Genomic DNA, 16,777 nt, shown 5'->3' with positions numbered 1-16,777 from the left:
CCAACGTCCCCACAGGCGCAGACGCATCAGTCGCATTCCACTCCCGCAGCACCAACTCCCGCTCACCCGCACCGAGCAGATCGATATCACCGACCACCACGTCCGTGTCCACCGTGTCGCCGACCGGCGACTCGGTGTCCACCGTCACCGCACGCAGGACTCGAAGCAGACCGTCGACCATGCGCTCGACACCGGCGGTGTCGAACAGCGCCGTGGCATAGGTCACCGCACCGTGCAGGCCTGCGGGCGCGCCGTCGGCGTCGTAGCTGTCGACGAACCCGAACTCGAGATCGAACTTGGACAGCACCTCGTCCGATTCGACACCGGAGACCGTCAGTCCACCGAGCTCGACGTCAGGGGAGTCGAGGTTCTCGAACGAGAGCGAGACCTGGAACAGCGGCGAGTACGCCTGCGAGCGAACGGGGTTGAGCACCTCGACGACCTGCTCGAACGGAACATCGGCACGACCGAAGGCACCGAGGTCGGTCTCCCGGGCCCGGGCGACGATCTCACCGAACGACGCACCGCCGTCGACCTCGAGACGCAACACCAGCGTGTTGACGAACATGCCAACCAGGTCGTCGAGCAAGGCGTCACCGCGACCGGCCACCGGGGTTCCGATGACGATGTCGCTGGTCCCCGACAACCGCGCAAGCAGCACCGCGAGCACGGAGTGCATGACCATGAACAACGTCGCGCCACTGCGGCGCGCCACCTCGTCGATCGCGGCGTGCAACTCTGCGTCGATCGTGAACGGCTGCACGGCACCGATGTTCGACATCACCGCCGGACGCGGGCGATCCGTCGGGAGCTCCAGCACATCCGGCGCACCACGCAACGCCTCGGTCCAATAGGCCAGCTGAGCCGAGACCAGCGACTGCGGGTCCTGCTCGGAACCGAGCACCTCACGCTGCCACAACGTGTAGTCCACGTACTGCACCGGCAACGGCGCCCACGTCGGCTGCTGCCCCGTGCTGCGGGCGGCGTAGGCCACCACCACGTCACGGGTCAACGGAGAGACCGACCAACCGTCGGCCGAGATGTGGTGCACGGTCATCGCCAGCACGTACTCGGCGCCGGCCTCGACCTCGTAGAGCCGGGCCCGCAGCGGAACCTGCTCGGTGACATCGAACGGCGCCGCGATGAACTCGATCGCCGCGGCGGCAACCGACTGCGCGTCCGCGAACACCGGGGCCAGGTCGACGGGCGCCTGATCGGCCGGCAGCACGACCTGGTGACCGATGCCGTCGAAGTCGACGTACACCGTGCGCAGCACCTCGTGCCGCGCCACCACGTCGGCCACCGCGGCCTGCAGCGCCTCGACGTCGAGGATGCCCGAGAGCCGCACCACGATCGGGATGTTGTACGCCGAGGACGACGAGTCGAACCGGTTCAGGAACCACATCCGCGACTGCGCGGGCGAGAGCGGAATCCGCTCCGGACGCTCCCGCACCGTCAACGCGACGTGGCCACCGGCACCCACCGACGACGCCAGCCGCGCCGCCAACGCCTCCACCGTCGACGCCTCGAACAACTCCCGCACCGCGACCCGGGCATCGAGCGCGCTGCTCAACCGGGCCGCGACCTGCATCGCGATCAGCGAGTTACCACCGAGGGCGAAGAAGTCGTCGTCGAGACCGACCCGCGCCACCCCGAGGAGGTCCGCGAACGTGCCGGCCACCACCTGCTCCACCGGAGTGGTCGGCGCCCGGAACTCGGCCGCCTCGAACACCGGCTCCGGCAATGCCTTCCGATCCAGCTTGCCGCTCGAGTTCAGCGGGAACTCGGCGAGCACCAGGACCTGGGAGGGAACCATGTACGCCGGCAACTCGGCCGCGACGACGGCCCGCAGTTCGGCGGCCGTCGGCGCGGCGCCGGGAGCCGCCGTCACGTAGCCGACGAGGTGCTCGCCCGCACGCGGGTCGCGCACCATCGTCACGATCGACTGGGTGACGGCGTCGGAGCGCATCAGCGCCGACTCGATCTCACCGAGCTCGATCCGCAGACCGCGCAGCTTCACCTGGAAGTCGGTGCGGCCCAGGTACACCAGTTCGCCGAGCTCGTTCCACCGCACCAGGTCGCCGGTGCGGTACATCCGGGCACCCGGCTCCGACGACGTGCCCGTCGCGGCGAACGGATCGGCTACGAACCGGTCGGACGTCAGGTCGACCCGGCCGTGGTACCCGCGGGCGAGCTGGGCGCCGGCCAGGTACAGCTCACCGGGCACACCCGCCTGCACCGGGTGCAAACGCTCGTCGAGCACGTAGGCGCGGGTGTTCCACGCCGGACCACCGATCGGCACGATCCCGTCGACGGGACCGGTGATCTCGTGTCCGGTGGTGGTGATGGCGGCCTCGGTCGGACCATAGGTGTTGTGCAGCCCGCCGTGGAAGTGCGCGCGCACGGTGTCGACCAGTTCGGCGGACAGGGCCTCGCCGCCGCTGTGCAGATGGCGCAGCGACGACAGTGCCTCCGCGTGCCCCTCGGCGACCATCGCCGCGATCACCGACGGCACGAACTCCGCGATGGAGACGCGGTGGTCACGCATCAGACCCGCCAGGTACCCCATGTCGAGGTGCCCACCGGGACGCGCGATGACCAGTCGAGCGCCGACGCACAGGGGCAGGAAGCACTCCCACACCGAGACGTCGAAGGTGAACGGCGCCCGCTGCATGACGCAGTCGGCGTCGGTGACCCCGTATTCGCCCTCCAGCCACCGCATCTGGTTGACGATCGCGGCGTGCGAGACCGTGACGCCCTTGGGCCGCCCGGTCGAACCGGAGGTGTAGAGCACATACGCCGGGTGCGCGGGCCGCAGGGGCGAAGTCCGCTCGTCGTCCCGCACCGGCGCGTCACCGTGAGCGGACAGATCGAGGGCCGCGATGTCCACCGTCCGAACCTCGAGGGAGACCGGAGTACCCGCGGTCAGGACCAGCAGCGGTGCTGCGGACTCCACCACGTAGGCGTTACGTTCGACCGGCTGATCCGGATCGATCGGAACATAGGCGGCACCCGCCTTGACGATCGCGTGCATGCCCACGAGCATCTCGATCGAACGCGGGATCGCCAGCCCGACACGGGTCTCCGGGCCGACGCCCTCCGCGACCAGCCATCTGGCCAGCCGGTTCACCCGGGAATCGAACTGCGCGTACGTCAGCTCGACCCCTTCGAAGATCACCGCCACCTCGTCGGGGCGACGAGCGACCTGGGTGTCGATCAGATCGACGAGAGTGGACGGCGCGACCTCGACCACGGTGTCGTTCCAGTCGCCGAGCACCACGGCACGCTCCGCGTCGGCCAGCAGTTCGATGTCGCCCACCGGGGTGTCGTCGCCGCGCACCACCGCTGCCAGGATGCGGCCGAACGTCGCCGCGATGGCCTCCGCCGTGGTGGCGTCGAACAGGTCGACGGCGTAGGTGAGCTGCGCCGTCAACCCGATCGGAGCGCCGTCCTCGTCGTAGCGGTCGACCATCGTGAAGTCGAGGTCGAACCAGGTGACGACCGCATCGATGTCGAGCCCAGCCACGTGCAGCCCCGGCAGGTCCAACTCGGACTTGGCCAGGTTCTGGAACGTGAGCGCGACCTGGAACAGCGGCGAGTGCGACTGAGAGCGCACCGGCGAGATCGCGTCGACGATCCGCTCGAACGGCACGTCCGCGTGCCCGAAGGCGGCCAGGTCCTGGTCCCGGACATGAGCCAGGAATGCGCCGAATCCAGCAGCGGGATCGACCTGGGTACGGAGCACCAGGGTGTTGACGAACATGCCGACCAGGTCGTCGAGCTGGGCCTCGCCACGGCCGGCCACCGGCGCACCGATCGCGATGTCGGTGCTTCCGGACAGCCTGGCCAGCAACACCGCGAGTGCGCCGTGCACGACCATGAACTGGGTCACCGCGTGCTCGCGCGCGATCCGCTCGACACCGCGATGCACCTCGGCGTCGATCTCGAAGACGAGCTTTGCTCCGCGATTGCTCGCGACGGCCGGGCGCGGCCGGTCGGTCGGCAGCTCGATCAGATCCGGGAGACCGGTGAGCGTCTCCGTCCAGTACCCGACCTGACGGGCGACGAGTGACGCGGGATCCTCCTCGAATCCGAGCACCGCGCGCTGCCAGAGCGCGAAGTCCGCGTACTGCACCGCGAGCGGCGCCCAGGTGGGCGCCTGGCCGAGGCTGCGCGCCGCGTAGGCGAGCATCACGTCTCGGGTCAGCGGGGCGATCGACCAACCGTCGGCGCTGATGTGGTGCACGACCAGCACCAGCACGAACTCGTTCGGCCCCACCAGGAACAGCGACCCCCGAAGCGGCACACCCGCTGCGACGTCGAACGGCGTCGTGACCAACGCGGCCACACGGTCGAACACCTCGGACTCGGCGATCGACACCGGAGTCAGATCCGGGACCGCTTGTGCCGCAGACACGATCACCTGCTGCGGCGCTCCGTCCACCTCGGGGAAGACGGTGCGCAGCGACTCGTGCCGCTCGAGCACGTCGGCAACCGCCGCCTGGAGCGCCGCGGTGTCGAGCTCGCCGGTCAGACGGATGGCCATCGGAATGTGGTACGCCGCGGACTCGGGGTCGAAGCGGTTGAGGAACCACATCCGCTGCTGTGCCAACGACAACGGCAACTCGTCGGGGCGCTCACCCGCGACGAGGGCCGGGCGCGCACCCTCACCGGCGTGCGAGGCAACCGCGGCCGCCAGCATCGCGACCGTGGACGCATCGAAGAGCGTCCGCACCGACACCGTGGTGTCCAGCGCCGCGCCGAGTCGCGCGGTCACCTGAGTGGCGATCAGGGAGTTGCCGCCGAGCTCGAAGAAGTCGTCGTCGGCACCGATTCGCGTGGCGCCGAGAACGTCGGCGAACACGCTCGCGACGATCTCCTCGGTCGGCGTGGACGGCGCCCGGAACTGCCTGGCCTGCAGCACCGGAGCGGGGAGCGCCTTGCGGTCCAGCTTGCCGCTGGCGTTGAGCGGGAACGCGTCCAACACGACGAAGACCGACGGCACCATGTAGGCGGGCAAGCCCGCGCGCAGCGCGGTCCTGACCTCGTCGAGGTCCACGGTCTCCCCCGCGGCGGGCACGACGTAACCGACGAGAGCCTCGCCGGACCGCTCGTCGCGGTGCAGGGTCACCACGGACTGCTCGATCGCGGGCACGGCCAGCAACGCCGTCTCGATCTCGCCGAGTTCGATGCGCAGACCGCGCAGCTTCACCTGGAAGTCGGTGCGGCCCAGGTACTCGAGCTCGCCGCCGATGACCTCACCGGTCGCGGCGTCCATCGTGTGGATCCAGCGCACCAGGTCACCGGTGCGGTACATCCGCTGCCCGGCCACGAACGGGTTCGCCACGAACCGGTCGGCGGTCAGGTCCGTGCGTCCCACGTATCCGCGGGCCAGCTGGTCGCCTGCCAGGTAGAGCTCGCCCGCGACCCCCATCGGAACGGGGCGAAGCCGCGCGTCCAGCACGAACACCTGCGTGTTCCACACCGGCGCGCCGATCGGCACGCTCACCCGGTCCGAGGCGGTGACCTCGTGGAAGGTGACGTCCACCGCGGCCTCCGTCGGGCCGTACAGGTTGTGCAACCGCGCCTGCGGCGCGACCTCACGCAACCGGTCCGCGGTCTGGGCAGGCAGTGCCTCGCCGGATGCGAACACGCACACGAGCGAGTGCGCCTCCGCCACGGAGGGTTCCGCCACGAACAGGGCCAACATCGACGGCACGAAGTGGGCGGTGGTCACCGACTGGTCGGCGATCACCTGCGCCAGGTAGGCCGGGTCCCGATGGCCGTCGGGCACGGCGATCACCAGGCGTGCACCGACCTGCAGCGGCCAGAACAGCTCCCAGACCGACACGTCGAAGGTGACCGGGGTCTTCTGCAGCACGGCGTCCCGCGCGTCGAGACCGTACTCCGCCTGCATCCACATCAGGCGGTTGACGATCGCGCCGTGGCTGACCGCGACGCCCTTCGGCCTGCCCGTCGATCCCGAGGTGAAGATGACGTAGGCGGTGCTCGACGGGATCAGCACACCGATCCGCTCGGCGCTCGTCACCGGTCCGGCTTCGACGCCGGAAAGCTCCAGCGCATCGATGTTCAGGACAGACCTGTCCCCGGGTGCCTCGAATCCGTCCCGCGTGGTCGACAGGACGCACACCGGGTCGGCGGTGTCGAGGATGTGTCCGATCCGGTCGGCCGGCTGGTCCGGGTCGATCGGCACGTATGCGCCGCCCGCCTCGAGCACCGCATAGATCCCGACGAGGAGATCGAAGGACCGGCGCACGGCGAGCGCGACGAGCGATTCCGGACCGACGCCCATCGAGATCAGGTGCCGGGCCAGCCGGTTCGCCCGCGCCGAGAACTCGGCGTAGGTGAGCGACTCACCGTCGAAGGTGAGCGCCACCGAGTTCGGCGTCGCGGCGACCTGCTCGTCGAACAGATCGACGAGGGTCTGCGGGACGATCAGTTCGTCCGTCGCGTTCCAGTCGAACAGCACACGCTCCCGCTCGGCGTCGCCGAGCAGGTCGATGTCGCCCACCCGGACACCGGGGTCCGTGACCGCGGCCCGCAGGATCCGGACCAACCGCTGCGCGAACGCCTCGATCGTGGTCCGGTCGAACAGGTCGGTGGCATACCGCAATGCGGCACCCATCCCGTCGGGACGACCACCGACCTCGATTCCTTCGGTGACGATCAGGGTCAGGTCGAACTGGCTGCTGTCGACCTCATAGTCGACACCACTGATCGTCAGCTCGGGCAGCTCGAGGGTGGTGTTCTCGTTGTGCTCGAAGGTCATCGACGCCTGGAACAGCGGCGAATGAGACTGCGAGCGAGCCGGGTTGAGCACCTCGACGAGTCGCTCGAACGGGATCTCGGAGTGCCCGAACGCGGCCAGGTCGGCCACCCGAACCCTCCGGAGCAGGTCGCCGAACGAGCCGGACGGGTCGACCTCGGTGCGCAACACCAGGGTGTTGACGAACATGCCGACCAGGTCGTCGAGCTCCGCCTCGCTGCGACCCGCGATCGGCGTGCCGACCGCGATGTCGGTGCCGCCGGACAGGCGCGAGAGCAGCACCGAGTAGGCGGCGTGCACGACCATGAAGGTGGTGACGCCGTACTCACGGGCCAGCGCCTCGATGCCTGCCACGACCTCGGGGTCGATCTCGAAGGGCAGTCGTGATCCGCGACCGGACGCCACCGCGGGCCGGGGCCGGTCGGTGGGCAGTTCGAGCACGTCCGGGAGCCCCGCGAGGGTGTCCTTCCAGAACCCGATCTGCCCGGCGGCCAACGACTCCGGATCGTCTTCGGAACCGAGCCGCTCGAGCTGCCACAGGGTGAAGTCGGCGTACTGCACCGGGAGCGGCGCCCAGGCCGGCTGCTGACCCGCCGCGCGGGCCACATAGGCGAGCGTCAGGTCACGGGCCAGCGGTCCGGTCGAGACTCCGTCGGTGCTGATGTGGTGGATCGCCATCACGAGCACGTGCTCGTCGGCGCCGGTCCGCAGCACCGCGCCGCGCACGGGCACCCGCGCGCTCACGTCGAATCCGGCCCCGAGGATCTCGATCACCCGATCGGTCACCTCGTGCGCATCGGTGTCCACCGGCTCGAGGTCCAGCACGACCTGGTCGGCCGGGAGGATGACCTGCGCCGGTCCCTGCTCGTCGTTCGGGAACACGGTGCGCAGGGACTCGTGCCGCTCGAGCACGTCCCGGACCGCCAGCTCGAGCGCCTCGATGTCGAGGCGTCCGCGCAGGCTGATGGCAAACGGGACCGTGTAGGCGGAGGACGACGGATCGAACTGGTTGAGGAACCACATCCGGTTCTGCGCGAGGGACAACGGGATCCGGTCCGGCCGGACCCGCGCGGCGAGCGCGGTCCCCCGTGCCGATCCGACGGTGGCTTCGGCACGGGCGGCCAGGCCCGCCACCGTTGCGTCCTCGAACACCTCCCGCACCGCAAGCGCGCATCCCAGCGCGGCGTCGATCCGGGAGACCAGCCGCATGGCGAGCAGCGAGTTGCCGCCGAGCTCGAAGAAGTCGTCGTCGAGACCGACCTGCTCGATACCGAGCACGTCACCGACCACCGCCGCCACCGTCTGCTCGGTGGGGGTCACCGGCGCGCGGAACACCCGCGCCGCGAACACCGGGGCAGGCAACAGCTTCCGATCCAGCTTGCCGGCGGTGTTCAGCGGGAATGCGTCGAGCACCATCACCAACGCGGGGACCATGTACCCCGGCAGCGCGCCGGCCACCTGTCCGCGCAGGTCCGCCCCGTCCGCCCCTGGCGCCACCACATAGGCGACCAGCTGGTCACCCGTGGCCGCTGCGGTGTGCAGCACCACCACGGCCTGCGCGACGCCGGTCAGCCGCTCGAGCGCCGACTCGATCTCACCCAGTTCGATCCGCTGACCGCGCAGCTTGACCTGGAAATCGGTGCGCCCCACGTACTCCAGCCAACCCCGCCGATCCCATCGGGCCAGGTCGCCGGTGCGGTACATCACCGAACCGCCACCGTCGAACGGATTCGCGACGAATCGCTCCGCCGTCCGGTCGGGCCGACCGTGGTAGCCGCGGGAGACCTGGGCTCCGGCGAGATAGACCTCACCCGACACACCCATCGGGACCGGGTGCAGACGCGAGTCGAGCACGTACGCCTTCATGTTCCACACGCCGCGACCGATCGGCATCGACTCCGTCTCGGACCCGTCGCACCAGTAGTGCACCGACGTCAACGTCGTCTCCGCAGGACCGTAGGCGTTGTTCAGTCGAACATCCGACGCCTCCAGCGTGCGCGCCGCCAGCTCGGGGCTCAGCGCCTCGCCTGCCAGCTGCAGCGCCCGGAGGGTCGGCGGCAACGCCGTCTCCGGCTCGGACATCAGCGTCGCCAGCATCGAGGGAACGAACCCGAGCAGCGTCACACCCCACTCGCGGCACATCGCCACGAGGTATCGCGGATCCCGGTGCCCGTCGGGCCGGGCGATCACCAGGTGGGCGCCGGCGAGGAAGGGCACGAACAGCTCCCACACCGACGGGTCGAACACCACCGGCGTCTTCTGCAGCACGACGTCGTCCGCGGTGACCGCGTACTCGTCGACGAACCACGACAGCTGGTTCACGATCGCCGCGTGCGGAACGGACACGCCCTTCGGCACACCGGTGGATCCCGAGGTGAAGATCACGTACGCCGGGTTCTCGGGCCGCAGCGGCGCCACCCGCTCCGCGTCGCGCACCGGCGCGTCGGCGAAGGCGGACACGTCCGCGCGGTCGATCTCGACGACCGCGAGACCCTCGGGCACCTCGACGCCGTCGAAGGACGTCGTCATCACGCACACCGGATCCGCGATCTCGAAGACGGTGGCGAGGCGGTCCGCCGGCTGGTCCGGGTCCGCGGGCACAAACGCGCCACCGGCCTTGACCACCGCGAACATCGCGGTCAGCATCTCCACCGACCTGCGCGCCGCGACGACGACGGTCGACTCCGGACCGACCCCACGGGAGATCAGCAGCCTGGCGAGCCGGTTCACCCGGGCGTCGAACTCGCCTGCGCCGAGCGTGATCCCGTCGAACGACACCGACGGGTGCGTGGCGAACCGACGTGCGCTCTCGTCGATCCAGTCGACCAGCGTGCCCTGCCGGACCGCGGCATCGGTGGCGTTCCAGTCGTGCAGCGTCCGCTGCAGATCCGACTCCGACACCAGTTCGAGGTCACCGACGACGCGATCGACGTCACCGGTCACCTGCTCGAGCACGGTGACCAGTCCGTCGGCGTATGCCCGCACGGTCTCCTCGTCGAACAGGTCCGTGGCGTAGGTGACGAACGCGTCCATGCCGTCGACACGACCGTCCGCGTCGAGGCGGTCCGACATCGTGAAGTCGAGGTCGAACTTGGCGACCACCATGTTCGCGTCCAGGCCTGCGACCGTGAGGCCGGGCAGTTCCAGCTCGGTGCGGGCCAGGTTCTGGAACGTCAACGACACCTGGAACAGCGGCGAGTGCGACTGCGAACGGACCGGCGAGATGGCCTCCACCAGGCGTTCGAACGGCACGTCCGCGTGGCCGAAGGCCGTCACGTCGGTGTCTCGAACCCGGGCGACGAGCGCCGCGAACGACTCGCCTGCCTCGACCTGAGCGCGCAGCACCACGGTGTTGACGAACATGCCGACCAGGTCGTCGAGCACCGCCTCGCCGCGGCCGGCGATCGGGGCGCCGATCGTGATGTCCTCGGTGCCGGACAGCCGTGCCAGCAGCACCGCGAGGGCAGCGTGCACGACCATGAACTCGGTGACGCCCTGCTCGCGGGCGACCCGTTCGATTCCCGCGCGCAGGTCGCGGCCGATCCGGACCGACACGGTTGCGCCCCGGTTGCTCGCGATCGCGGGCCGGGACCGGTCGGTGGGCAGCTCCAGCAGCCCGGGCACGCCGTCGAGCGCGCCGCGCCAGTAGTCCAGCTGCCTCGAGATCAGGGACTCCGGGTCGTCCTCGGAGCCGAGCAGTCCGCGCTGCCACAGCGCGAAGTCCGCGTACTGCACGGGCAGCGGCGACCAGTCCGGTCCCGGCATGCCCGCGCGGCGCGACTCGTAGGCCACCATCACGTCGCGAGTCAGCGGCGCGATGGACCAGCCGTCGGCGCTGATGTGGTGGACCGACAGGACCAGGACGTACTCCCGCTCCCCCGTCGAGAACAACGCGGCGCGCAGCGGCACCTCGGCGACCACGTCGAACGGCGCCGACATCAGCGCGACCACCCGGTCGAGGATCTCGGCCTCGGCGACGGCCACCGGGGTCAGGTCAGGAACCGCCTGCGCCGCAGGCACGATCACCTGCTGCGGGTCGCCGTCGACCTCCGGGTAGACGGTGCGCAGCGACTCGTGCCGCTCGAGCACGTCCACGACGGCGGCCTGCAGTGACGCGATGTCGAGATCTCCGGTGAGCCGGATCGCGACGGGGATGTTGTACGCCGCCGACTCCGGATCCATCCGGTTGAGGAACCACATCCGCTGCTGCGCCAGCGAGAGCGGGATCGTGTCCGGCCGCTCCTGCGCGACCAGCTCGGGCCGAGCGCCCGTACCGACGTACTGCTCGATCTCCAGGGCGAGTGCCTCGACCGTGGACGCATCGAACAAGGTGCGCACCGGCACCGTCGCGTTCAGCGACACACCCAACCGAGCCGTCACCTGGGTGGCGATCAGTGAGTTTCCGCCGAGTTCGAAGAAGTCGTCGTCGAGTCCGACCCGCTCGATACCGAGCACGTCGGCGAAGGTCGAGGCGACCGCCTCCTCCACCGAATTGGTCGGGGCGCGGTACGCCTTCGCCGCGAACACGGGCGCCGGCAGCGCCTTTCGATCCAGCTTGCCGACCGGGGTACGCGGAACCTCGTCGAGGACCATGATCACCGACGGGACCATGTGCTGGGCCAGCGACTGCTCGAGCACGGACTTGAGCGCGTCGACGTCCACCGCGACGCCGTCCTCCGCCAGCACGTACGACACCAGGGTGCTGACTCCACCGGCGCCGGAATGGCCCATGGTGACCGCGAACTCGATGCCGGGCTGGGCGGTGAGCAGGGAGTCGACCTCGCCCAGTTCGACGCGGAAGCCGCGCACCTTGACCTGGAAGTCCGAGCGGCCGACGTAGTCGAGTTCGCCGTGTTCGGTCCACCGGACCAGGTCGCCGGTGCGGTACATACGCCCGCCCGGCTCGCCGAAGGGATCGGCGACGAAGCGGTCCGACGTGAGGTCCGGTCGTCCGCGGTATCCGCGGGCGAGGCTGGACCCACCGATGTACAGCTCGCCGACGACTCCGTCGGGCACCGGCTGCATGCGGGTGTCGAGCACCAGCGCCCGCACGCCGCAGACCGGCTTGCCGATGGTGATGGGCTGACCGGGAATCATCGGTTCGGTGAAGGAGACGACGATGGTCGTCTCGGTGGGACCGTATCCGTTGAGGAACTCCCGGTCGCCACCCCACCTGGTCACCAGGTCCGGCGTGCAGGCCTCGCCGCCGACACCGATCATGCCCAGGTCTGGCAGTCCGGACGGGTCCACCGACGACAACGTGGTCGGGGTCATCATCGCGTGGGTCACCCGCTCGCCACGCAGCAGGTCCGCCAGCTCGGTGCCGCCGTAGATCGTCGTGGGCGCGATCACCAGACACGCGCCCGCCATCGCGGCGAGCAGCATCTCGTTGATCGAGATGTCGAAGCTCGGCGAGGCGAAGTGCAGCACCCGCGAATCCGCCGTCGTGAGGGTTGCCCGGCGCTGGAACTCGACGAAGTCCGCCAGTCCGACGTGGGTCACCACGACGCCCTTGGGCTTTCCGGTGGAACCGGAGGTGTAGATCACCCAGGCCGGCTGCTCGAGCCGGACCGGCGCGATCCGGTCGGCGTCCGTGACCGGAGCCGGTGACAGCTCGGACAACTGTGCGACGAAGTCGCTGTCGTCGAGAGCGAGCCACTGCACGTGATCCGGCAGTGCCGCGACGAACGACGAGGCGGTGAGTCCGACGACGACCTCCGAATCGGAGACCATGTGCTCGATCCGGTCTGCCGGGTAGCTCGGGTCGATCGGCACGTACGCGGCGCCGGTCTTCGCGATCGCCCAGATGGCCAGCACAGACTCGAGCGAGCGGGGCAGCGCCATCGCGACAACGGATTCCGGGCCTGCGCCGCGGGCGATGAGCTCGCGAGCCAGCCGCGACGACTCCCCGTCGAGCTCACGGTAGGTGACCGAACGTCCGTCTGCGACGAGCGCGACGGCCGCCGGGTCCCGATCTGCTGCGGCGGCGAGAAGCTCGGGCAGCGTCTGCGGCTCGGTCTCGCCTGCCCCGATCCGGGCGGCGAGCTCGGCGCGCTCGGCCTGGGACAGGATCTCGATGTCGCCGACCGGTGCGTCCGCACCGGAGACGATCGACTCGAGCACCCGCACGAACCGGGCGATGAATCCCTCGATCGTCGCCGCGTCGAAGAGGTCCGTGGCGTAGGTGAAGCTGCCGCGGACACCCGTCGGCGCGCCGTCCCCGTCGAAGTTCTCCGCGAGGTTCACCTGCAGGTCCAGCCGAGCGACCTTGGGGTCGACGTCGAGCGCCTCGACCCGCAGGCCGGGCAGTTCCAGCGAGGTCTGCCCCATGTTCTGCATCGACAACGCCACCTGGAACAGCGGCGTCCGGGACTGCGAGCGCTCGGGGCTGAGCACCTCGACCAGTCGCTCGAAGGGAACGTCGGCGTTCGCGAACGCGGACAGGTCCACCTCGCGGGTGGCCGCGAGGAACTCGGCGAACGACTGTGCAGGCGCCACCTCGGTCCGCAGCACCAGGGTATTGACGAACATGCCGACCAGGTCGTCGAGCGCGGCCTCGCCGCGACCGGCGACCGGCGTGCCGATCGCGATGTCCTCGGTGCCACTGAGCCGGGCCATCAGCACCGCCAGCGCCGAGTGCAGCACCATGAACATCGTCGAGTTGTGATCGCGCGCGAGTTCGACCAGTCCGCGGTGCAGGTCCGTGCCGACGGTGAACTCGACCGTGTCGCCGACGTGAGAGGCGACCATCGGCCGCACCCGGTCGGCGGGCAGGTCCAGCTGAACCGGCACATCCTCCAGGGTCTGCTTCCAGTACGAGATCTGCTGTGCGACGAGTGAATCCGGGTCGCTCTCGGATCCGAGCGCCTCCCGCTGCCACAGCGCGAAGTCCGCGTACTGCACCGCCAGCGGTTCCCATCCGGGCATCTCACCCGCGGCCCTTGCCGCGTAGGCGACCATCACGTCCCTGGTCAGCGGACGGATCGAGAAACCGTCGCCCGCGATGTGGTGGACCACCAGGACCAGCACGTGCTCATCGGTTCCCGCCACGGCGAACAGGACCGCACGCACCGGCACGGCGGCCGTGACGTCGAAGCCCTGCGTCGCGACCGCGACCACCCGCTCGAACACCTCGTCCGCGCCGATCTCGATCTCGGCCAGCTCCAGCGCGACGGACTCGGCGGGCAGGATCACCTGATGGCCGGTGCCGTCGAGTGCCGGGTACACCGTTCGCAGCACCTCGTGCCGTGCGATCAGGTCCCCGACAGCGGCCCGCAGCGCGTCGACATCCAGGTCACCGGTCAGGCGAACCGCCACCGGGATGTTGCTGGCAGCGGAGGTCGTGTCGAACTGGTTGATGAACCACATCCGCTGCTGCGCCATGGACAGCGGGATCGCGTCGGGACGCGGCCTGGCCGCCAGCTCGATCCGGCCGCCCGAGCCGACCTGCGTCTGCAGACGGGCCGCGAGCGCCGCCACGGTCGACGCCTCGAACAGCTCACGGACCGGCACCCGGGTATCGAGTGCCGCTCCGATCCGCGCCATCAGCTGCGTCGCGACCAGCGAGTTGCCACCGAGTTCGAAGAAATCGTCGTCAAGGCCGACCTGCGGAGCGCCGAGCACCTCGCTGAAGATGTCGGCCACGACCTGCTCGACCCGTGTCGTGGGCGCACGGAAGGTCTTCGATTCGAAGACGGGCGCGGGCAACGCCTTCCGGTCCAGTTTGCCGCTCGAGTTCAGCGGGAACGCCTCGAGCACCATCAGCGCTGCGGGCACCATGTACGCGGGCAGGGCCTGCCCGAGCGAACCGCGCAGCTCCTCGACATCGACGTGGGCGCCCGCCGACGGCACCACGTATCCGACGAGCTGATCACCGGTGGGCGTCGCCGCCACCACCGCGACCGACTGGCTGATCGACGGATGCGCCAACAGCGCGGTCTCGATCTCGCCGAGCTCGATCCGCTGCCCGCGGAACTTCACCTGGAAGTCGGTCCGCCCGATGTAGTCCAGTTCGCCCGTCGCGTCCCAGGTGACCAGGTCACCGGTGCGGTACATCCGCTCGCCGGTCGAGGAGAACGGGTTCGCAACGAACCGGTCCGACGTCAGATCCACCCGGCCGTAGTAGCCGCGCGCCAACTGGACGCCGGCCAGGTACAGCTCGCCGGGAACGCCAACCGGAACCGGCCGCAGCCGCGAATCCAGCACGAACACCTGCGAATTCCACTCCGGTCGACCGATCGACACCGAACCGCTCGCGGCGGTGCCGGTCACGTCCGCATAGGTGATGGAGACCGCCGCCTCCGTCGGGCCGTACAGGTTGTGCAGGCGGGCATCGGTGATGTCCGCGAAGCCGCGGACGGTCTCCGCCGGCAGCGCCTCACCGATCGCGAACACGTGCCGGAGCGAGGTCAACGCCGCCGCCTGTTCGCCCGACGCGCGGAGATCCGACGACACGACGTCGGAGAACACAGTCAGCATCGACGGCACGAAGTCCGTGATCGTCACACCCAGGTCCCGGATCGTCTCCGCCACGTACGCGGGATCGCGGTGACCGTCCGGTGTCGCCACCACCAGGTGTGCACCGACCCGCAGGGGCAGGAAGTAGCCCCACAGCGAGACGTCGAACGTCGTCGCGGTCTTCTGCAGGTAGACATCGGAGGACTCGAACCCGTACTCGGCCTGCATCCAGGCCTGCTGGTTCACGATCGCGGCGTGGCTCACGGCCACGCCCTTGGGCTTGCCGGTCGAACCCGAGGTGAAGATCACGTACGCCGGATGGTCGGGTCGCAGCATTGCCACGCGATCCGAGTCTGTCACCGGACGCGCGGAGTAGCCGGACACGTCGACCGTGTCGATGCAGAGGACAGACCTGTCCCCTGGAACCTCGAAACCGTCTCGCGCGGTGGTCAAGACACACACCGGTGCTGCCGTGTCGAGAATGTGGCCGATCCGGTCGACCGGGTGATCCGGATCCACCGGCACGTAGGCGCCACCGGCGGCGATCACCGCATACATTCCGACAACCAGATCGAGCGAACGTCGAACGGCCAATGCCACCAACGACTCCGGACCGACGCCATGCGCGATCAGCAACCGGGCCAGCCGATTGACGCGCTCCGTGAGGTCCGCGTACGTCAGCGACTCGCCCTCGAAGGTCACTGCGACCGCGTCCGGGGACACCACGGCCTGTGCGGCGAACGCGTCGAGCAGCAGCTCGCCGGGGTCGACCGGGTGGCCCGAATCGTTCCACCCGACCAGGATCCGATCCAGCTCGTCCGTCTCGAGCAGTGCGAAGTCGCCGACCGGACGCTCGGGTGCCGCCGCGACGGCCTCGAGCACGCGCAGGAAACGGTCCGCGAACGCCGCCGTCGCGGTGGCCTCGTCGAAGAGGTCCGTCGCGTAGGTGATCGCGACCGTCATCCCGGCTGCCTCGCCCGCCTCGGGCGCCGCCTCGATGAAGGTCCACTGCAGGTCGAACTTGGCGATCTGCGGATCGAAGTCGACCGCGCTCACGCTCAGTTCGGGGAGCTCCACCGCGGTCTGTCCGTGGTTCTGGAAGAACATGGCGAACTGGAACAGCGGGTGCCGCGCCTGTGACCTGGCCGGATTGAGCACCTCGACGAGCCGCTCGAACGGCACGTCGGCGTTCCCGAACGCGCCCAGATCGCTCGCGCGGACCCGGGACAACAGGCCGGCGAACGACTCCGCCGTGTCGACCTCGGTCCGCAGGACCAGGGTGTTGACGAACATGCCGACGACGTCGTCGATCGCCGCCTCGCCACGGCCCGCCACCGGCGTACCGATCGCGATGTCCGACGTGCCCGACAGTCGGGCCAGCAGAACGGCCGCGGCCGCGTGCATGACCATGAACAACGACGTGTTGTATTCCTTGGCGACTGCTTCGAGCTGTGCCAGCAGAACGGGTTCGATCTCGAACCGCCGCGTCGCGCCCTGGTTGGTGGCAACCGCAGGCCGCGGACGATCACTCGG

1 protein-coding gene (running past one end of the window) is annotated in these 16,777 nt (G+C 69.6%); it reads right to left on the bottom strand.

What is annotated here, in order from left to right; genetic code table 11:
• Positions 1–16,777: part of a non-ribosomal peptide synthase/polyketide synthase coding region (locus ACWFRB_RS19725; RefSeq protein WP_452642968.1), annotated on the bottom strand (this coding region is incomplete at its 3' end). The annotated region continues 13,476 nt past the right edge of the window; the window shows 16,777 of its 30,253 annotated nt.

This window comes from Rhodococcus sp. NPDC055112 (assembly GCF_053607505.1).
The sequence above is the reverse complement of the archived record's forward strand: the minus strand, read 5'-3'. Positions and strand labels throughout refer to the sequence as shown.